Origin of the sequence: Flavobacterium sp. M31R6 (genome assembly GCF_013284035.1) — a bacterium.
Lineage (GTDB): Bacteria > Bacteroidota > Bacteroidia > Flavobacteriales > Flavobacteriaceae > Flavobacterium.
Genome location: NZ_CP054141.1, coordinates 1414790 through 1436557, shown reverse-complemented (window position 1 = coordinate 1436557; position 21768 = coordinate 1414790). Strand labels below are relative to the sequence as shown.

The window sequence follows — 21768 nt, the reverse complement described above, 5'->3', positions numbered from 1 at the left end:
AAATGTTAACCCCTTTTAAATATCAAGTATAAAACCCTTAAAAACAGAAAATTACATCTAATTCAGAAGGTGATTTGCTAAGAAATCCAATTAGCATTTATAAAAAAAATGGCTTTTAAAGCCATAAATAAAGTCAAACCTTGACAAAATTTAAATTTTGAAGAAAAAACTGCAACAAATTAGGTTGTATTCAAAAAAATAAAATCAAAAGTGCACAAAAAAAGCGCAGTAATTTAGAAACTAAACTACTGCGCTTTTGGCAACCATAAAAAACTATTATTACTAACTAAACCAATTTATTTATTGTTTTGCAGTTTATTCATCTGCAGCCAAAACACCTTTGGCACTACTCGACACTTCCAACTGGAATGCAAGACCGGATTCATTAATCATCGTAAGATTAAAACCTTCTTTTTGGGCTAAAGCTTGAGACACAGCGCCAGAAAAAGAATTATAAGATAAATTAACACTTTTCAAATTATCCAATTTTGCAATTGTATATGGGATGTGTCCATTCATTTTATTGTCAAACAAACTTAAATTTTCGAGTGATTTTAATTTTTCTACATTCCAACTTATCTGTCCCGAAAATTTATTACTGCTCAAGACCAACTCTTTTAGATTTTTTAGTTCATATAATGACGCGGGAAGTTGACCAGATAATTCATTGTTGAATAAAGACACAACTTCTAATTCTTTTAAATTCCCAATTTGATTAGGTAATTCTCCTGAAAGCCTATTCATGAAAAGCATTAATGTATTTAAATGAGGTATTTCACAAATGGAATTCGGTATTGTTCCTGATAACTTATTAAAAGAAAGATTAAATTCTTTTAAGTTTTTCAATTTTCCAATCTTTTCAGGGATTGTCCCTGAGATTTGATTTTTAAACAAATTTAATTCTTCTAAATTTTTCAAATCGGTAATTTCATTGGGTAATGTCCCTACCAGATTATTATTGGAAAGATCGATTCCAACTACTTTATCATTTTGAATTTTAACACCGTACCAAGTTGAAACGGGCGCATTCAGATCCCATTTTACTTTCCATTGGCTACCATTTGTACTTTGATTCAATTTTATCAAAATATTTTTCTCGGCATTTGGAACGTTTGCCAATAACGAAATCGAAAAGACTACTGTAAGAAATAATGTAATGATATTTTTCATATGTAGATATTTACTGTTTTGTCGGTCATATGTAATTTGCATATCATCATTGGTGTTTGCAACCAATTTAGAATCACGCTCCTTTCATAATCTTTATGTTTACGTTTAATACAACAAAAGTAATGACAAAGTTCTATTAAATACAAAAATAATCGATTAAATACATGTTTTAATAATATATATAGTCTTTATATTACTTAATTTACATTTTAAAGACTTAAAATACATATCAAAAAATTAATTACATTTGATGCATAACCTTAAAACCTTAAATTATGGAAATGAATTGGATTGCAATTTTTGTAAGTGCATTAGCAACATTAGTAGTAGGATTTATTTGGTACAATCCAAAAGTCTTCGGTACTGCATGGATGAAAGAAACTGGCCTCACTCAAGAGGAACTGCAAAAAGGAAATATGTTGAAGATTTTTGGCTTGACCTATATTTTCTCTCTTCTTATCGTACTTGTTGAGATGTCATTAACAATACATCAAACAGGAGCTATGAGCATGATAGGTGGATACGCCAAAATAAACGAAGCGCTTCCTTCATTTAAAGCTTTCATGGCTGATTACGGTACTGCCTTTAGAACATTCAAGCATGGCGCTTTACATGGATTCATCTCCGGTTTGTTTTTTGCTTTCCCAATAATTGCAATAAACGGTTTATTCGAAAGAAAATCTTGGACATATATTTGCATACACGCCGGATACTGGATAGTTACCTTGACTATTATAGGAACTTTGATTTGCGGATGGTTGTAAATCAAAGCTAAAAATATAAGTAAGCCTTATTTCTATACGTTATAGAAATAAGGCTTTTTTTATTGAAACAAACTTTCAATTTGACCTGCCAATTCAAAATCTCTGGTGGTCACTCCTCCCGAATCATGTGTATTCAAACGAATATTCACTTTATTATATACATTAAAAAGTTCAGGATGATGATTCATCCTTTCGGCCAATACACCAACCTGCACTATAAAACCAAGTGCCTGTGAGAAGTTCTTAAATTTGAAATCTTTTTCAATGGCATTTTTCTTGAAATGCCAATCTTTTAAATTTTCCAAAATGGGGCTTGCTGATTCTTCGTTATATGTTTGCATAATCGTTTCTTTTCTATAAAGTTAGAGAAAAGATACTGAGATTCAAAGTATCTAAGATTCTAAGATTTTGAAAAAGAATAATTACAGAATTCATAAAATTCAAATCGGAGTTCGATTATTACTTTTATTCTTTTTTTAGATAATAGCAAAAATGTTTCCCTTTAGCCCAATGTCATTAAGTTAAGAAAAAAAATAAAAAATAGCACGCAGATTCAGCAGATTCGGCAGATTTTTTTCTCATTTTTCTGCGGAAATCTGCGAAATCTGCGTGAAAAAAATAGTTTTTCCTTAACTTAATGGCATTGCCCTTTAGCCCCGATTGCTTCGCCAGTTCGGCTTTCAGCCTCGTGTGCGGGACAATGTCGAAAAAAATGCCAAATTTTTCTACTCCAAATCCTGCTTCTAAACTTAATAACAATTCCATATAAATTGGCTAAATTTGAAAAAATATACTTACTCAATTTGAAAACAACACTTTCATATCAGATTTACGAGACCAATGCCCAACTTCCTGAAAACTGGAATGATTTAGGCTCTAAAAATATTTTTTTGTCCAACGAATATTTTGAAATTCTAGAAAAGTCGGCTCCCAGTAATATGATTTGTCATTATATTGGTCTTTTTAAGGATCAAAACTTAGTAGGTATCGCGATCTCTCAATTTTTGGATTTAAACAAGTTGGAATCTTTTGGAGATAGAGATCGATGTGTTAAGGCTAGTGTCCGGAAATTTATTCTAAAAAATTTCGCTTCTCACGTTCTTCTCATTGGCAATAATATGCTCACAGGGCAAAATTCCTTTGTTTTTTCTGATTCCATATCGACAGTTGAAGGCATTAAAACTTTAAAAAAAGCAACTAATGATTTAAAATCTAAATTTAAATCGATAGGTAAGAAAGTGCACATCACCACTTTTAAAGATTATACACAAAAAGATGTCGAAAACTTCACATCAGATGTCTTTACAAAAAACTATAAATATTGCATTCAGCCTAATATGACCTTTCCAATTCGTGATGAATGGAGAACGGAACAAGATTATATCGATTCTTTGATAAAAAAATATCGCGATCAGTATAAAAGAGCGCGAAAAAAAGCGGAAGGAATTGAAAAAAGGAAATTACATCTGGAAGACATAATCAGGTATGAAGAAACTATTTATGACTTATACCACCACGTTGCCCAAAATGCGCCTTTCAATACTTTTTTTCTAACCAAAAACCATTTTAGGATTTTTAAAGAAACTTTAAAAGACAATTTCTTATTCTACGGTTATTTTTTGGATGAAAAACTTATTGGTTTCAACACATTAATCAAAAATGGCAGCACGATAGATACTTATTTTTTAGGTTATGACGATACTGTCCAAAGAGAAAAAATGCTGTATTTGAATATGCTATATGATATGATCGCTTATTCTATCAATAAAGGATTCAAAGAAATTATTTTCTCCAGAACGGCTTTGGAAATTAAAAGCTCTGTTGGGGCAAAGCCAATGGAAATGTTCGGTTTTATGGAACACAGTAATAAACATATAAACAAGCATGTCCCTAAAATATTTCCAAAATTGGAACCCGAAATTGCCTGGCAGGAAAGAAATCCATTTAAATAATTAACGAAATTTAGGCAACGGCTACCTTTAATTGTTTGGGCAAAATAGAAATTTCCAAAATACTTTCGGCTCCACAATACTCACCATCAATTTGAAAACTTACAGGAATATTAGTTTTTATGGTGGCTCTGTCTGTTGAAATTATTTCAATATCATCTGATTCAATCGGCATATTTCCGGTGATAATTTTTCCAAAAACAATTAAATCCAAATTTTTAAGAATCACTACTTCAAATTTGCCATCGTTCATTGCTCCATCCGGATTAATGATTACTCCAGTTCCATACTTTTGTGAATTGGCAATCACAATCATTCGAGCTACACATGCAATAGTTTGATTGTTTGCGGTGATTGTTGCTTCAAAAGGATCCTGCATATCTTTCAAAGTAGTATAAGCCTGAATGGCATATCCCCACATGCCGCGCGTTTCGCTATTTTCATAATTTTTGACGAGATCCGCATTGAGTCCAATATCACTCAAATGCAAACTTTTTTTACCGTTGATAGCAATCATGTCAATCTCAATATAATTACCATAAAAAGCAATCTCTAAATTTTCTTCAAGTGCTATTGGCAAATTCAAATCAACCGACAAACCGTTTGCGGAACCAGCTGGCAAAATCCCGAGAATTACATCATGCTTTTCTATTGCCTCAGCAACCATTTTTATTGTTCCGTCACCACCTGCAACCAAAATTCTTTCGGGTTGATACTCTTTATACAATTCTCTTACTTTAAACAAATCACCTTCTCCAGAAGTCTCATATAAAATGAGTTCCAAATTTTCTTTCTTTGCAAAAAAACTGACCGCTTCCACAAATTGGGCTTTATCAACATCTCCCGATATTGGATTCACTACCATGATGATACTCTTTTTCATAATTTCGGATAGTATGTTAATAAAAAACAATAAATTTAGTCATAAATAAAATCAATCATATCAAATGAAGCCTTTTTTAAAATTATATCGTGGATATGCCAATGAACAAGAACTCATTGTCATGGGCCATGTTTTTAATTCCAACAAAGTCAAGGATTATGATTATAAAAAAAATAATTTCAAAAATGCGGCTGCGATAATTAATTTATTTCGAGCAAAAACAAAACCAAATGCCGATGTGTATTTAAAATACAAAAATTCAACAATCCGTACGAGAACATTAGACGACGGTTATTTTAAGTTTTGTATTCCTGTTGATACTTCAGTTGGCTTTGGCTGGATTGATTATGAAGTAAGTATCATTCACAATAATGAAAGCATAGTCGAAAAAGGAAGTTATATTCGCCCCACCCAAGGCAGTCTCGGAATTATCTCAGACATCGACGACACTTTTTTAATTTCGTACACATCAAATCCTTTAAAAAAACTGTATGTTTTATTGTTTAGAAATGTAAACAGCAGAAAAATTTACCGAAACGTAGCTTCCCACTATCAAGCTTTAAGTTCTGCAGGCAGAAATAATAAAAACGAACAAAATGCCTTTTTTTATGTCTCAAGCAGTGAGTGGAATTTATATACTTTCATAATTCGTTTTACCGAAATTCACGAGTTGCCCAGAGCGGTTTTATTACTAAAAGACATCAAAACAAGTTTAAAAGATTTCGTGTTTACAGGAAGAGGAGGCCACAACCATAAATTTGAAAAAATAAAACATATACTAGAATTTTATCCAAATTTAAAATACGTTTTGCTAGGTGATGATTCTCAGGACGACCCCTATTTATATGAGGACATATGTAAAATTTTCCCTGTAAATGTAAAAGCGGTTTATATCAGACAAACTGGAAGTTCAAAGTCAAAAAAAGTTATATCCGTGCTGAACAACTTAAAGGAATTAAATGTAGAAATCTGCTATTTTAAAAACAGCGACGAAGCGATTGAGCATTCAAAAAGAATTGAAGTCATTTAGACCTAAAAACTAACTACATATAATAAAAAAAAGCTCCGAAATGAAGCTTTTTTTTTATTATAAATTATCAATTTCTTCCTGAACAATTTCCCAGTCCAAAAGTAATTTATCCAACTCGGCTTTCTTTTTATTATAAGCTATAAAAAAAGAAGCATCTTCAATATGTTTATCATAATTGGAAGCCAACAATTTATCATCGTGCTGAATGTCTCTTTCCAATTGTTTAATTTGACTTTCAACTTTACTTAACTTATTTTGTAAAGCCTTGCCTTTTTTCTGATCTTCATAGGAAGCTTTGTTGCTTTCTTTTGCTACAGTAGCTTTCAAAGCATCTTTTTTCTCCACTTCACGCATATTTTCCATATTGCGTTCTTCCAAGAAATAATTGATATCCCCTAAATATTCTCTAATTCTTTGATCTTTGAATTCGTAAACGATATTGGACATTCCTTGCAAGAAATCTCTATCGTGAGAAACTAACAGTAAAGTTCCACCAAATTTTTGTAAAGCCGCTTTCAAAACATTCTTAGATTTGATATCCAAGTGATTTGTAGGCTCATCCATCAACAATACATTAATAGGTTGCAATAACAATTTACATAGCGCTAGACGGTTTCTTTCTCCTCCGGAAAGCACTTTTACCTTTTTCTCTACATCATCACCACGAAACAGAAAGGAACCCAACATATCGCGTACTTTCATACGGTTCGTGTCCATTGCAGCATCTTCCATAGTTTGCAACAAGGTAATCTCTCCATCAAGATATTCGGCTTGATTTTGGGCAAAATAACCCAATTGTACATTATGCCCTAATTTAATCGAACCTTGGTATTCAAATTCATTAACAATCGCTTTAATAAATGTAGACTTGCCTTGACCGTTTTGACCAACAAAAGCAATCTTACTACCACGCTCCACTAATAAACTAATATCTTTAAGAATGGTTTTATCGCCGTAGCTTTTAGTCACATTTTCGGCTTCTATAACTACTCTACCCGGCTCTTTGGAAACAGGGAAAGAAATATTCATAACCGAATTATCGTCTTCATCAACTTCGATACGTTCTACTTTATCAAGCTTTTTGATTAAAGATTGTGCCATCGAAGCTTTAGAAGCTTTGGCCCTAAACTTTTCAATCAGCTTTTCAGTCTCTTCAATTTTCTTAGCCTGGTTTTTCTGTGTCGCCAATTGTTTTTCACGAATTTCATGACGCAATTCTAAATATTGAGAATACGGCTTATTGAAATCATAAGCTTTACCAAGTGAAATCTCTATGGTTCTATTGGTTACATTATCCAAAAACATCTTATCATGCGAAACAATAACTACAACCCCAGGATAATTACGTAAAAAGCTTTCCAACCAAATGATACTTTCTATATCCAAGTGATTCGTAGGCTCATCCAGCAACAAAACATCATTCGATTGCAACAACAATTTGGCCAATTCTATACGCATTCTCCAACCTCCCGAAAAAGTTTCAGTTTGGTTGTCAAAAACTTCACGTTTGAAACCTAGACCTAAAAGAATCTTTTCCGTATCACCAACATAATTATACCCGCCCAACAATTCAAAACGATGGGTATAATCAGATAAATCTTCAATGATTTGGCTATACTCTTCGCTTTCGTAATCTGTACGAGTTACCAAAAGGTGATTAATTTCAGCTAATTTTTTCTCGACAATTTTGATTTCGGTAAAAGCTTCATAAGCTTCTTCCAAAACTGTCCTTCCTCTTTCAAAATCAATATCCTGACGTAAAAAACCCAACCGAATTTCCTTCTCCTGAGAAATTACTCCAGAATCTGGAGCAAAGTCTTTAGCCAGTATTTTAAGCATAGTCGATTTCCCCGCACCGTTCTTTCCGACAAGACCAACACGGTCTCCCGCTCCTAATCGAAAAGTCACTTCCTCAAACAAATAAGAACCACCAAACGAAACCGATAAATTATGTATATTAAGCATGTATTATTATTTTATTCCTTTATGAATTAGTAAATTTGGTCTTTCTACAAATAGAAAAATTAAATTTTTTGCAAATGTTAAAAAAAGGATCCAAACTATATAGCATTTTAACAGGAACTTGTCCAAAATGCATGAATGAGAGTATGTATGTGGACAAAAATCCTTTACATTTAGGTTCAGTACTCAAGATGAATGAACATTGTAGTCATTGCGGTCTAAAATATCAAATTGAACCTTCCTTCTTTTATGGGGCCATGTATGTTAGTTATGGTTTGAATGTTGGAGTAGGAATTGCAACTTTTATCGTATCCTATCTTATATTAAAAACCAGTATCCAAACTTCTTTTATTGCAATTATTGCAACATTAATTATATTATTTCCGATAGTATTAAGATGGTCAAGAAATATTTACATCAACATGTTTGTATCTTATGACCCAACAACTAAAATTTGATTAAACTTTCCCTGAACGCTTATTCCTAAATCTTTTAATATCGATTTCCCTATCGAGCTGAATATCACTTTCAATATTATCAAATAATGCTTTGGCCATTGCTGGGCCAAGCATTACACCGCGAGTTCCTAATCCATTTAATATATGAACTCTTTTATATTCTGAATGCGTTCCCACTAATGGTCTCCTGTCTCTAACAGTTGGTCGGACTCCTGCATAGTGTTCAATAATTTCAAAATCACATGAGATAATTTCACGAATTCTCTCGATTAATTCCGCTCTTCCTTCTTCAGTAGGCAAATTGGTTTTATCCTTCCAATTATAAGTAGCCCCAACTTTGAATAAATCATTACCCAACGGTAAAATAAAAACACTGGTATTTACAATAACATCTAAGTTTAAAAGCGGCGCTTTTATAATGAATAATTCTCCTTTTGTACCATCCAAAGGAAGTTCATTAAAAAAAGGATTGGCATGTAGACCAAATCCCTCTGCAAACACAATATGCTTCGCATCTATAGCTTTATAAGAAACTCCATCGCCTTTAACAATTAAAGCATCATAATTAAAAGTTTCATTTCTCAAAAGTTGGTGAGATAACAGATAATCATGATATTCAGAAACCAACAAAGCTGTATCAACATATCCAGTCTGTAATACTTCACCATAACCAAAAGGAGAATCTATACCTTCAAAAGTTTTAAAGATTAAAGAAGTAGACAAAAAGGGTGCCAAAGCTGGTTTATCCGATGCAGCAAACCAATTATTTTGTTCTTCTATAGAGAAAAACTTTCTTAATATTGGTATTTTGAAATCGACCATAGTTTCAATCTTATTGCTAAGTCGCGAGTAAAAGTCCTCCATTAATTGTAATTGCTCTTGAGCTTGCCAAACTTCACTAAAGCGCTTTAAGATAACAGGATTATAAAGCCCTCCAGCAATTTTGGACGAATTTTGGGAATCATCGTTAAAAACCACAACAGTTTTATTATTCAACAAAGCCGTCTCAGCAAAAGAAATACCCGCCAAACCTGACCCAACAATTATATAATCAATCATAAATAATGTAATAAATGTAAAAAACAAAAAACTCTTACTTAAATTAAGTAAGAGTTTTTGTTGTAAAATATTATGAAATTAGTAATTCCACATATCATGTTCGAAATCACGAATTTTATCTTTAATTCTATCTGATTCTAATAATTGATTCAAAGCGTTTTCGTTTACATATTCAGTAATCAAACGGTCACCGTATACATTTTCTTCTTTGTAAATTACACCACTAAATTGACGTGAATCTAAAATTCTATCAAAAGAAACTGGCATAGCCGAATTTTTCTCGTTGAAAGCCAAATACTGATGCAAATAATCACGAATCGAAGGATAGAATATCCAGAACAAATCAATATAATCAGGATTTTCACTACCAACTTCTCTAGCTTCTGGAGCAATTGGACAGATACCTAATAAACGATATTTCAATTCACTTTGACGTTTATCAAAATACCAATACCCTTTTAATTTGTATCCTGTGATATCTTGTGCTGTTAGTTCTCTTTTATCAATAAATTGAGGATCTAAAACTTTAGCAACGGGAACAGTAGCAGGACCAACCACTTTTACTTTTTTACCTTTGACAGTTTTATAAGTAACCGACGCTTTTGCTTTTGGGTAATACAAGTCTCTATTGGCATTTACTTCTTCTCTACCTGCATTGGTAGTATCAATATAAGTAAATGAACTACTCATGTCTTTGAAAGTTTTTTTGGTATTAAAATAATCATCAGCATACACTTCAGTTATTTTATTTGTCTTAATACCTTTAATCAAAACATCAAATAATGATCTTCTGTCTTTTCCAATATTAGTTGAATCGATTGGAAAATAAAGAGGAAAATTAAATCTTTCGCTCAAATCAACAATCTCCCATGTAGTTTTACCCATCAATATATCTCTATCATCCACATAACCATAAGCCAATGGCTTATCATTGTCAAGAGATACTTGAGATTTAGTTTTTACCCCAATTTGATCTGGCGTCTTAGCATTCAGTAAATTAGACTGTGCAAATGAAGAAAAACTTCCCGCAACAAATGCTATAACCGCAACTAAATTTTTAGTCTTCATCTTTATTAATTATTAAGTTATTTAAGTAGAATAGTAACTTAAATATTATTGTATTTCGTAAATTACTGCAGCAGTTCTTGAAAGCATGATGTCAGAACCAACCAATTTAGTTTTAATATCTGAAATAGTTACTTGATCTCCTCTTGTTGCTCTGGCTAAAGCAGTTTTACATTGTGCATTAACTCTGTCACCAGATACAATCACAGCAGCCTGTCCAGCAACTTTCAAAGTAAATCCAACAACATTCAATTGAACATTAAAATCAAAATCAGGAAGTTTCGCAGAAATTTGTGAAACTTCTAAACGAGACTTAGCTCCTTTAACAACTCCCATTTCTCCACCAATTGCACCAACTGGAGGTGGAATACCTTTAATTCTGTATGCTTTTTTATCTGACACTTTAGATCCGTCAGGCAAAGTACCTGTTACATTAATAACAACTTCAGAACCTTGTCCTGGATTCATGTTGTAAGCACCTGGTTTTCCAGCAGAACTCAATCCTGGAGCCGATGCTGAAACTTTATCAGCAGAAACTCCTGCAAAAGAAATTGTCATAGGATTAATAACACCTCTATAAACAACATTCATTTTATCTGCAGAAATAGTTGCTGAGTTTGGTTTTGGAACCACTACATAGTTTCCTACAATAGGAATAGCAACTGGTTTACCATCTTCCATAAAAGTAAAGTTACCATTAATGTCGTGTTCACCAACATTACCTGCACCAAAACTAAAATCAACTTGACCATCATGCAAAGCAGAACCAAGATTTAAATTACTACCGTTCACTACAACTTTAGTAGGAACTGTTGCTTTGTCAAAACGTCCAAGAACTATTTTTCCTTTTACAGCTTCTCCAGCGAAGAAAGCAGATTTTTCAGGAATTACAATTGCAGTATAATTTTTCATAGATGCAGCTGCAACAGCAGTTGAACCGGTTAATCTACTCAAAATTTGATTCTCAATTGTATTAACATCATTTTGAATAGCAGTTAACTTAGCTACAGAAGCGATAAGAGGGAAATGTTTAAAATTATAATCTAAATTATTTTTTTTCACACCTTCTCTATCAACTACATCTCCTGTATTGAACTTCGTATTAAACTCTGCTGCAATATCTTTAAATTTAGCATCGCTTCCAATTGCAGATTTAATAGCAGACTTATATGCCTCAACAGCTGCAACAACTTCTTTACCTTTTGCTGACAAGCCATCTCCACTAAACCAAGATTCATCTAATTTTGATGAATTATCCATAGTCTCGTATGGCAATTTACCATTCTCTTCTCTTTTTATATCTTTAGTAAAATCTGATTTCAAAGATTCTACATATTTATAAAAAGTATTAGTTGCTGCGTTAACCTTTTTCCCAATTTCATTAGGTACTTTATATTGCTCTGGTTTATCTTGCGCTTTAAGATCCAAATCCGCCAAAATAGCTTCATTTGAAGATAATGCTAAACCATTTGCTGTTTCAAATCTTTCATTTATTAATCCAAAAGCTGATAATACTTCTTTGGACATATTCAATGCTAACATCGCGATGAAAACCAAGTACATCAGGTTAATCATCTTCTGTCTAGGGGTTAATTTTCCTCCTGCCATTTTTTCTAATTAGTTTATTATTTAATATTATAATATATAGTTAAAAAACTAATTATCCTTTATTACTCATTGCAGTAAGCATACCACCATATACATTATTTAAAGATGCAATATTTGCAGTCATTGATTGCATTTGCTCTTTTAATTTACCAGCATTCTCGGCAATTTCTTTATTAGCTTCAGCATTTCTAGCAGCACTCTCTAACTGTACTTTATATAAGCTATTTAAAGATTCCATTTGAGCAGCAGCCATAGACAATTCTTCACTGTATTTTTTAGTTGCAGCGATAGAATCAACTGTAGGAGAGATATTTCTTGACGCATCTTCAAAATTTCTAATACTACTTCCAAGACTACTCATCAATTCACCATCAATTTTAGCTTCTTTTAACAATGCATCTAATTTAGAAGATAACATTCCGTCAGCATCATCAGAAGCAACTTCTTTTTTCTCTGATTTTTCACCACCTGCCAATTCAGGATATACCAACGACCAATCTAATTCATGTTCAACTGGTTCGAATGCCGATAGAGCAAAAATGAAAGCTTCTGTACAAAGACCAATTATTAATAACGCACTAGCTCCAGGGTAATGTTGAATTTTAAATAGGGCTCCGATAATTACTACTGCCGCTCCCATACCATAGGTAAAATTCATTGCTTTTTTGCTCAATATTGCCATCTTTTAAAAATTTTAAAGTTAATTTATAGGTTATTTTTATTTAAATTTGGGGTTATTTTTTATTCTTACCGGTAGTCTGAGTTCCCATATAATCTTGAACTGTTCTGAATCCGATATAACTTCTAGCTGAATCTGCGTATTCAAATGCACGTGTACTTACTTGAAGGAAATAAGCAACATCTTTCCAAGATCCACCTCTTACAACTTTACGTTTATTTGAATTATCTATAACAGCAGGATTCATTGTAGATACAAAATCATAAGAGTTCGCATCATAAGCAGAATCCGTCCATTCTGAAACGTTACCAGCCATATTATATAAGTTATAGCCGTTAGTTTCATAAGATTTAGCCTCTACAGTATACAAAGCTTGATCTGCAGCATAATCACCTCTATTAGGTTTGAAATTAGCCAAGAAACATCCTCTGTCACTTTTTGTGTAAGGTCCTCCCCATGGGAAAGTAGCTGATTCAAGACCACCTCTAGCAGCGTATTCCCACTCTGCTTCTGTAGGTAATCTAAACGAGTTCACATTATCAACGTGATTTTTCTTAGATTTTAAATAGCTATTTTTGTTTAAAGTTCTCCATTCACAAAAAGCTTTTGCCTGACTCCACGTCACACCAACTACAGGATATTCACCATAAGCTTTGTGCCAAAAATAATCATTGTGCATTGGTTCATTATATGAATAAGCAAAATCCTTAATCCAAACAGTAGTATCAGGATACACTTTTACCTCTTCAGTTCTAATAAAATCTTGTCTTTTACCTACTTTAGCTTTAGCAGCAGCTTGAATATCCATCCATGTATAACGGAATTTAAGCTTATTTACATCTATAGTTCTCAATCCATTATAAGATGCTTCTAGAGGCAAATACATAGAATCCATTACTTCTGTGTAATACTCATCTGGATATTTTTTAACATCCTTAACTAATTTAGCTTTTCTATTCAATCTTTTATAAGCGTTCGGATCTTTATCTGTACCGATACTATAATAGTTATCATACATGTATTTATCGTAGGCAGTCATTTTTTCTGGATCGGAATTATTATTACTAAAAGAATAGTCAGCTATACTTCCTGTATTCTTTCCTTTTCCTTTCCCATCACTAGCAGCCCCTTGACCACTTTCTTCAGCCAAAATAGCTAAACGAAAACGAATCGTAGAATCTTTTACCCATTCAACAAATTGTCGGTATTCACTATTTGTAATTTCTGTTTCGTCCATATAAAATGCCCTAACAGTAACTGTTTTTGTTGGCGCGTCTGCAACATTGGCAACATCATCATCAGATTTACCCATGATATATGATCCACCAGGTACTAGTGTCATTCCATAAGGTTTTTCAGGATGCCACTTTGCTCCTTTTACACCAACCAACTCTCCTTTGTCGCTTGATCTACCACAGCTAATCAACACTGTTAAAATTGCCGTAAATGCAATGAAATTCTTCATAAAAATTGGGGTTATCTATTCATTATTAATAGGACTGCAAACCTATTTATTTTTTATCTAAAAAACAATTCTTTTATAGTCACTTAATATTTGGTCAAATGTATGTTAAAAATTCTAAAAAAAAAATATTTTATCGCCAAAGCGCTAAAAAAGAACGACAAAAAACATCATTTTAAAATATTTGTAAGTATATCGTAAATATTTCAAATATCCACATAAAATTAACGCTTTTACTACAAATTCAATAAGCGATTTAAAACTTAAAATTTATATAACGTTTTTCCGCTGCGCTTTCCACCACCTTTCAGGCATTTCCTGATTACAGGCAGCCAAATACTCCTCATAAGAACACGGTAATAACGTGTTTTTTTTCAATTTATTGCTGGTGTTTGAAATAAATGGTATCTCAATCCACCAACGATCCGTTTTATCACTTTTATAAAATACCAAATCCTCTTCTTCAAGCGGAACTATATATTTTAAATAATTTTCTCTACTCCCAAAAGGATACTCATTTGATCTATAATGATAACCTTCTATAAAATACCAAAATATCTGCGCTATAATTACAGCTTCTTGTTTTGTATTATTGTGATTAAAAACTCCAAACGAACTTACTTTATCGCTTATCCCAGCATATCTCGATAATGTGCAAATTTCTTTACCATTAAATCCATTTGGGTTAAAAACTGTAAAATTACCAGAATCTGATGATTTTACTGAATTCAAATCTATACTCACAACATCTGCATCTCTAAAAACTGGTTCCGAAATTGAAATATTATTCGAAACTTCACCCAAACGATATGCATCAAAAAACAACTTCTCTATAAGATCAATTTCCTCCTGAGAATTGTAATAGGTCTGATAGCCAATATTACAAAAATTAAACAGATTATTAGGCTCATCTATAATAATTTTAGTTAAAAAAGAATCAGAACTAATAGTCTCATTTTCCTTACCAAAATCAAACCTACTATCAATAGATACTAAATTCACCATTTGCTCCAAATCATCGTATCCTCTATATAATGCATAGGTTAAATCCTGAGATCCTCCAATAACTATAGGTATGATTTTTCTTTTTATAAGACTTGAAGCTATTTTTTTTAATGCAAAAAAAGTATCCTCTTTTGAGTTTCCAGGAAGAATATCGCCTAAATCTCCAATTGTAACATTCCAATTACCAGGAAACATTCCATATAATTCTTTTCGAATCGCGTTTAGATCAACATCAATATTACATTCCTTATCACCTCTATTCTCAAGAACACCAATTATTGCAATATTAATTTTATTCAAATCGGGTATTGCTTCATTAGTATGTAAAACAATTTTACTGCCCAAATGTTGAGCAGACAAACCTAAAACATAGTTTAGAAATTCTTCACTTAATGGTTCTAAAAAATCAAACTCCATTTTTTGCTTCTTTTACCTCTCCTACATTAGTTTCTACGAAAGAAAAAATGAGGACTAATTGAATTTAATTCTTTATTTCTTTTTGGCTACTGCTTTTTTAACGGCGGGTTTCTTCGCAGCAGTTGTTTTTTTGGCAGCAACTTTTTTGGCCGGTGTTTTCTTGGCTGGTGTTTTCTTTGCAATCATTTCTTGAACTTCAGCCAATGTTAACTTTGTTGCATCAACATCTTTACTTAATTCAATTTTTATCTTGCCTTTCGTTATAACCGAACGACCCCAACGTGCCTTCTCAACTAATATTCCTTCTTCCTCCCAATTGTGAAGGACTTTATCAATATTCTTCTGTAATTTATCCTCAATCAATTCTTGTATATCCGACTGAGATAAATTATCAAAATTATATTTCTTACTTACATTTATAAAAATTCCATTCCATTTGATAAAAGGACCGAAACGACCAGTGCCTTTTTGAACTCCTTCTCCTTTATAAACAGCAATTGGAGCATCTGCGACAGCTTTTTCGTCAATTAATTCCTGAGCCCTAACCATCGAAACATCCAAAGGATCTTCCCCTCTAGGTAAAGAGATGAAAACACTTCCATGTCGTACATATGGTCCATAACGACCATTACTCACTTCGACCTCTTCTCCTTTATATATACCCAAGTTTTTTGGAAGCAAAAATAAATTCAAAGCATCTTCTAAGGTAATATTACCTATATTTTGTTCGTGTCTAAGACTCGCAAATTTTTTATCTTCATCTTCAGCATCACCAATTTGAGCCATTGGTCCAAATTTACCCAAGCGAACCGAAACTGGCTTCCCTGATTCTGGATCAATTCCCAATATTCGTTCTCCACTTTCTCTATCAGCATTGGCTTCGACATCTTTAACTGTTGGATGAAATTTATCGTAGAACTCCTGCATCATCTTTGTCCACTCAATATTTCCTTCGGCAATTTCATCAAAATCCTGCTCGACTTTTGCAGTAAAATTATAATCCAAAATATTCCCAAAATTCTTTACCAAGAAATCAGTAACAATTGTTCCAATATCTGTGGGAACTAATTTTCCTTTATCAGAACCTGTATTTTCCTTAAGCAACTTCTCTGCTAATTTCCCAGATTGCAAAGTCAACTGAGTATAATTTCTCTCTAACCCTTCAAGATTTCCTTTCTCAACATAATTTCTGTTGATAATAGTCGAAATAGTTGGCGCATAAGTAGAAGGACGGCCAATACCTAATTCTTCCAATTTTTTTACCAAAGAAGCCTCTGTATATCTTGCCGCAGCTCTTGAATATCTTTCGGTTGCAGTAATAAAATTGTTTTGTAATTTTTCATTCACTTTCAAGGCAGGTAACAAACCTTCCTGCTCTTCCTCTTCATCATCATGTCCTTCAAGATACACTTTCAAAAACCCTTCAAAAAGCAAAACCTCACCTGAAGCAGTAAATATTTCACCATGATTATTGGCTTCTATTTTTACATTGGTACGTTCCAATTTGGCATCACTCATTTGAGAAGCCAAAGTCCTTTTCCAAATCAAATCATATAAACGCGCTTGATCTCGGTCAATATTTACCGTATGAAGTGACATATCGGTCGGACGAATTGCTTCGTGAGCTTCTTGCGCCCCTTTACTTTTATTAGCAAAAACTCTTGGGTTAGAAAACTCTTTCCCATACGATTTGATAATTTCAGCCTGAGCTGCATCCATCGCCTCTTTAGACAAATTCACACTGTCTGTTCTCATATAGGTAATAAGTCCAGCCTCATACAATCGTTGCGCCAATTGCATTGTGATTCCAACAGGCAAATACAATTTCCTTGCAGCTTCTTGTTGCAAAGTCGAAGTCGTAAAAGGAGCCGTTGGTGATTTTTTGGTAGGCTTAGTCTCTAAGTCCGCTACCTTATATGTAGAACCGATATTTTGCTTTAAAAAATCTTCGGCTTCTTTCTTTGTATTGAAATTTTTTGGAAGTTTGGCTTTAAAAGTCTTACCAGCTTCATTTGTAAACTCCGCCACAACCGAATAAGTTGCCACAGCAGTAAAGTTTTGAATTTCACGTTCTCTTTCCACAATCAATCGAACAGAAACCGATTGCACACGTCCTGCAGATAAACCACCTTTTACTTTTCTCCAAAGAACCGGTGACAATTCATATCCAACCAAACGATCCAAAACTCTTCGCGCTTGTTGTGCATTAACTAAATTATAATCGATTTCGCGTGGTTTTTCAATGGCTTTGAGAATAGCCGTTTTGGTAATTTCATGAAAAACAATACGCTTAGTTTTTTCTTTTTTAAGTTTTAATTCTTCCGCCAAGTGCCAAGAAATAGCTTCTCCCTCGCGGTCCTCATCACTCGCTAACCATACCATGTCGGCATTTTTAGCTAAAGTTTTTAATTTGGATACCAATGCTTTTTTATCCGAGGAAACTTCGTATTTGGGTTTAAATCCATTTTCGACATCAACACCAATTTCCTTAGAAGGTAAGTCGGCAATATGCCCGTAACTAGATTCTACCTGATAATCACTTCCTAGAAATTTTTCGATTGTTTTTGCCTTTGCAGGGGACTCAACTATCACTAAATTCTTTGCCATTTTGCTATTGTTTGAATCGCAAAAGTAATTTTTTTTTTTAAATATCAACCTTTCATTGATTTTAAAAACTAATTAAATCGGTAAATGAACGAATTCAACAACACAAAGCACATCTATTTTCATCAGTCTATAATGATGTAATCCCAACTTTAACCTGAAATAGACAAAACCATCAAATACAAAAAACACCTTTAAAACAATAAAACAACAATTTCATTTCACCTATATATATAGGTATAAAAAAGAAAATTACATTTAATTTTTCAAAAAGTAAATCCATTTAATTATTTGGTTAAATTTACTACAAGAGACCAGATCAAACCTGCAAAATTATATAATGAACCGAACTGAACAGCTACAAAAATTAAAACAGAACCAAGCTTGGGACTTCATCATTATTGGAGGAGGTGCCAATGGACTCGGAGTTGCAGTAGATGCGGCAAGCCGAGGTTTCAAAACAATACTTCTCGAAGCGGTGGATTTTGCAAAAGGCACCTCAAGCAGAAGCACCAAATTAGTTCACGGAGGTGTTCGTTATCTAGAACAAGGCAATCTCTCCTTAGTCATTGAAGCGCTAAAAGAAAGAGGCTTAATGGAAAAGAATGCAGGACATTTGGTCAAAAATGAATCGTTCATTATCCCAAATTACAACTGGTGGGGAGGTTATTTTTATACCCTTGGTTTAAAATTCTATGATTTATTATCTGCCAGATTAAGCCTCGGAAGTTCTAAATATTTATCCAAGAAAAAAACATTGGAATTAATTCCTTCCCTTGAACCAAACGGATTACAAAGTGGCGTACTGTATCATGATGGGCAGTTTGATGACTCTCGATTGGCCATAAATCTGGCGCAAACAGCCCTCGAAAAAGGAGCTTGCGTGCTTAATCATTTTAAAGTTGTCCAATTAATAAAAGATGTCGAAAACCAAGTCACAGGCGTCAAAGCTACTGATCAAGAATCAGGAGAGGAATATACTATACAAGGCAAGGTCGTGATTAATGCAACTGGTGTATTCACGAATGCCATCATGAAAATGAATGATACGGTTTATAAAAAATATATCGTTCCCAGCCAGGGTATTCATTTAGTATTTGACAAATCTTTTTTACCGGGTGATTATGCATTAATGATTCCGAAGACGAGTGACGGAAGAGTGCTTTTTGCTGTTCCTTGGCACGACAAAATTGTTGTGGGTACCACGGATACTTTGGTCAAAAAATCAAATATTGAACCAATAGCATTAGAAAAAGAAATTGAATTCGTATTGGAAACAGCGCAAAGATACTTAACCAAAAATCCAACACGAGCCGATGTACTTTCGGTTTTTGCAGGTCTCAGGCCTTTGGCAGCACCCGATAAAAAAGGGCAAAGCACCAAAGAACTTTCCAGAAGCCACAAAATAATTGTTTCCGAAACCGGGTTAATCACCATCACGGGTGGAAAATGGACAACCTACCGCAAAATTGCCGAAGAAATCGTCAACAAAGCCATTGCTGTACATCAATTAAGCCCAAATAAATGTATAACCGAACATTTGGCTATTCATGGAAACAAAAAAAATAGTGCTGAAGATTTTGAAAATCATTTATTCATTTATGGCACGGACAGCAAAGCCATTCTTCAACTGCAAGAAAACGAGCCCGAACTAAAGGAAAAACTACATCCTGATTACAATTACACTTTAGCCGAAGTTGTCTGGGCAATTCGAGAAGAGATGGCAACCACTGTTGAGGATGTTTTGGCGAGAAGGGTTCGATTGTTATTTTTGGACGCACGGGTTGCAATTTCTTGTGCAGACAAAGTAGCTCGTTTAATGGCAAAAGAATTAGGCCATGACGAAAACTGGATTCAAAATCAATTGGCCGAATTTAAAACTGTAGCTAATGGTTTTCTTTTGAAAGAGTTTCGGGTTCCATAAAGCATATCAAACTCATTCTTTAAGATAAAATACAGCTATAAAAATGACTGCCTTAGCCCCGATTACATCACTATACCTTTATTTTCGTAGGAGTTCAGCGAACTTCGTTTGAAATGAAAAGCGGGAATTAGCTCCCTTACAACTTCACTAAATTATCAGAATTTGGAAGGACTTAAAAAGTTGTTAATTCTTCGGCTGACATCTTGTCATAATCACTGTATTTCCCTTATCTTTGCGCTTTGAAAATGCCATATGGAAAAGATAATTGAAGAAAGCAAACAAGGGAATAGCCTTGTTCTAGAACATAAACCAGAGAATACAAAAAAACTTTTTATAGAAAGCTATGGCTGTGCGATGAATTTTTCGGACAGCGAGATTGTGGCTTCCATATTGTCTGATGGTGGTTACAATACCACTTCAGTTTTGGAAGAGGCGGATTTAGTTTTAGTAAATACCTGTTCTATTCGGGACAAAGCGGAACAAACAATTCGCAAACGCCTGGAGAAATACAATGCGGTAAAACGCACCAATCCGAAGATGAAAGTTGGAGTTTTGGGATGTATGGCGGAACGTTTGAAAGAAAAATTTCTTGACGAAGAGAAAATTGTAGATCTAGTTGTGGGACCTGATGCATACAAAGATTTACCTAATTTATTAAGTGAGGTCGAAGAAGGTCGCGATGCTATCAATGTAATTTTGTCCAAAGAGGAAACCTATGGTGATATTTCACCAGTTCGATTGATGAGCAACGGAATTACGGCTTTGGTTTCTATCACGAGAGGTTGCGATAATATGTGTACATTTTGCGTGGTGCCTTTTACCCGCGGGCGTGAGCGCAGTCGCGAACCACAAAGTATTATAAACGAAATTCAGGATTTGTGGAGCAAAGGATTTAAGGAAATTACACTTTTAGGTCAAAACGTTGATAGTTATTTATGGTATGGCGGCGGTTTGAAAAAGGATTTTGTCAATGCTACTGAAATGCAAAAAGCAACAGCGGTGGATTTTGACCAATTACTGGAAATGGTAGCCGTTGGTTTCCCAAAAATGCGTATTCGTTTTTCGACTTCAAATCCTCAGGATATGCACGAAAGTATTTTGCACGTTATTGCGAAATATCCTAACATTTGCAAACACATACACTTACCGGTACAATCGGGCAGTAATCGAATCTTGAAAGAAATGAATCGTTTGCATACCAGAGAAGAATATATGGCTTTGATTGATAAGATTCGTTCTATCATTCCAAATGTTGCCATTACTCAAGACATGATTTCGGGCTTTCCGACAGAAACGGAAGAAGACCATAAAGACACCTTGAGTTTGATGGAATATGTAAAATATAATTTTGGTTATATGTACAGCTATTCCGAACGTCCTGGAACTTTGGCGGGAAGAAAAATGGAAGATGATGTTCCTGAAGAAACTAAAGCAAGAAGACTGCAGGAAATTGTCGATTTACAACAAAAACATGCTTGGATTCGTTCTGAGGAATTTATTGGCAAAACAGTGGAAGTTTTGGTTGAGAAAGTTTCGAAAAAATCTACTGAGGAGTTTTCTGGTAGAAATTCACAAAGCATAACTGTCGTTTTCCCAAAAGAGAATTATAAGATTGGTGATTTTGTGAATGTAAAAATTAATTCTTGCACCTCTGGAACTCTGAAAGGAGAAGCGGTTGGATTGAGTGATATGAATTAAGAATTTTGGCCACAGATTAAAAAGATTTTCA

Annotated in this window: 18 protein-coding genes; 6 read left to right on the top strand and 12 right to left on the bottom strand. The window is 33.7% G+C overall.

The window, feature by feature from the left end; genetic code table 11:
* Positions 1–315: 315 nt before the first annotated feature.
* A complete protein-coding gene (locus tag HQN62_RS05855) occupies positions 316–1170 on the bottom strand; it encodes a leucine-rich repeat domain-containing protein (protein ID WP_173503649.1) in 855 nt (284 codons plus the stop codon).
* Between the two features lie 275 nt (positions 1171–1445).
* On the opposite strand from HQN62_RS05855, the gene HQN62_RS05850 reads away from it, so the two are divergent.
* Positions 1446–1934 carry a DUF1761 domain-containing protein gene (locus tag HQN62_RS05850; protein ID WP_173503648.1) on the top strand — a complete coding sequence of 163 codons (489 nt, stop codon included), beginning with the start codon at positions 1446–1448 and terminating at the stop codon, positions 1932–1934.
* A gap of 59 nt (positions 1935–1993) precedes the next feature.
* Here the strand turns inward: HQN62_RS05850 and HQN62_RS05845 are convergent, their stop codons facing one another.
* Both HQN62_RS05845 and HQN62_RS05840 read right to left on the bottom strand, forming a co-directional pair.
* Positions 1994–2275: a 4a-hydroxytetrahydrobiopterin dehydratase gene (locus HQN62_RS05845; protein WP_173503647.1), complete on the bottom strand. Its 282-nt coding sequence runs from the start codon at positions 2273–2275 to the stop codon at positions 1994–1996.
* 175 nt (positions 2276–2450) lie between these two features.
* Positions 2451–2699, bottom strand: coding sequence for a hypothetical protein (locus tag HQN62_RS05840; RefSeq protein ID WP_173503646.1), 249 nt, complete (start codon positions 2697–2699; stop codon positions 2451–2453).
* A gap of 38 nt (positions 2700–2737) precedes the next feature.
* Here HQN62_RS05840 and HQN62_RS05835 point away from each other — a divergent pair, with 38 nt between their 5' ends.
* Positions 2738–3886 carry a GNAT family N-acetyltransferase gene (locus tag HQN62_RS05835; protein ID WP_173503645.1) on the top strand — a complete coding sequence of 383 codons (1149 nt, stop codon included), beginning with the start codon at positions 2738–2740 and terminating at the stop codon, positions 3884–3886.
* A 10-nt stretch (positions 3887–3896) separates the two neighbouring features.
* Here the strand turns inward: HQN62_RS05835 and HQN62_RS05830 are convergent, their stop codons facing one another.
* Complete coding sequence (locus HQN62_RS05830; protein ID WP_173503644.1) at positions 3897–4766, bottom strand: diacylglycerol/lipid kinase family protein; 870 nt, start codon at positions 4764–4766, stop codon at positions 3897–3899.
* 64 nt (positions 4767–4830) lie between these two features.
* On the opposite strand from HQN62_RS05830, the gene HQN62_RS05825 reads away from it, so the two are divergent.
* Positions 4831–5796 carry an App1 family protein phosphatidate phosphatase gene (locus tag HQN62_RS05825; protein WP_173503643.1) on the top strand — a complete coding sequence of 322 codons (966 nt, stop codon included), beginning with the start codon at positions 4831–4833 and terminating at the stop codon, positions 5794–5796.
* A 57-nt stretch (positions 5797–5853) separates the two neighbouring features.
* Here HQN62_RS05825 and HQN62_RS05820 read toward each other — a convergent pair whose 3' ends face one another.
* On the bottom strand, positions 5854–7761 hold the full coding sequence (locus HQN62_RS05820) for an ABC-F family ATP-binding cassette domain-containing protein (RefSeq protein WP_116796021.1): 1908 nt from the start codon (positions 7759–7761) through the stop codon (positions 5854–5856).
* Between the two features lie 74 nt (positions 7762–7835).
* Here HQN62_RS05820 and HQN62_RS05815 point away from each other — a divergent pair, with 74 nt between their 5' ends.
* Complete coding sequence (locus tag HQN62_RS05815) at positions 7836–8216, top strand: DUF983 domain-containing protein (RefSeq protein WP_116796022.1); 381 nt, start codon at positions 7836–7838, stop codon at positions 8214–8216.
* Here HQN62_RS05815 and HQN62_RS05810 read toward each other — a convergent pair whose 3' ends face one another.
* The 7 genes from HQN62_RS05810 to topA form a co-directional block, all read right to left on the bottom strand.
* Positions 8217–9275 (bottom strand): NAD(P)/FAD-dependent oxidoreductase, encoded by a 1059-nt coding sequence (locus tag HQN62_RS05810; RefSeq protein WP_173503642.1) that lies wholly within the window; start codon positions 9273–9275, stop codon positions 8217–8219.
* 78 nt (positions 9276–9353) lie between these two features.
* Positions 9354–10343, bottom strand: coding sequence for a type IX secretion system ring subunit PorN/GldN (porN, locus tag HQN62_RS05805; RefSeq protein ID WP_116796024.1), 990 nt, complete (start codon positions 10341–10343; stop codon positions 9354–9356).
* Between the two features lie 45 nt (positions 10344–10388).
* Entirely contained in the window at positions 10389–11948 is a 1560-nt protein-coding gene (porM, locus tag HQN62_RS05800) for a type IX secretion system motor protein PorM/GldM (protein ID WP_116796025.1), read from the bottom strand.
* A 52-nt stretch (positions 11949–12000) separates the two neighbouring features.
* On the bottom strand, positions 12001–12630 hold the full coding sequence (gene porL / locus HQN62_RS05795; RefSeq protein ID WP_116796026.1) for a type IX secretion system motor protein PorL/GldL: 630 nt from the start codon (positions 12628–12630) through the stop codon (positions 12001–12003).
* Between the two features lie 52 nt (positions 12631–12682).
* Positions 12683–14092, bottom strand: a complete 1410-nt coding sequence (gene porK, locus HQN62_RS05790; RefSeq protein WP_173503641.1) for a T9SS ring complex lipoprotein PorK/GldK — start codon at positions 14090–14092, stop codon at positions 12683–12685.
* A gap of 267 nt (positions 14093–14359) precedes the next feature.
* The gene (locus tag HQN62_RS05785) at positions 14360–15511 is read right to left on the bottom strand and encodes a formimidoylglutamase (RefSeq protein WP_173503640.1); all 1152 of its coding nucleotides are present in this window, start codon (positions 15509–15511) and stop codon (positions 14360–14362) included.
* Between the two features lie 72 nt (positions 15512–15583).
* On the bottom strand, positions 15584–18118 hold the full coding sequence (gene topA, locus HQN62_RS05780; protein ID WP_173503639.1) for a type I DNA topoisomerase: 2535 nt from the start codon (positions 18116–18118) through the stop codon (positions 15584–15586).
* A 337-nt stretch (positions 18119–18455) separates the two neighbouring features.
* Here topA and HQN62_RS05775 point away from each other — a divergent pair, with 337 nt between their 5' ends.
* Both HQN62_RS05775 and miaB read left to right on the top strand, forming a co-directional pair.
* On the top strand, positions 18456–20039 hold the full coding sequence (locus tag HQN62_RS05775) for a glycerol-3-phosphate dehydrogenase/oxidase (protein ID WP_173503638.1): 1584 nt from the start codon (positions 18456–18458) through the stop codon (positions 20037–20039).
* A gap of 252 nt (positions 20040–20291) precedes the next feature.
* Complete coding sequence (gene miaB, locus HQN62_RS05770; RefSeq protein ID WP_173503637.1) at positions 20292–21737, top strand: tRNA (N6-isopentenyl adenosine(37)-C2)-methylthiotransferase MiaB; 1446 nt, start codon at positions 20292–20294, stop codon at positions 21735–21737.
* The last annotated feature ends 31 nt before the right edge of the window (positions 21738–21768 follow it).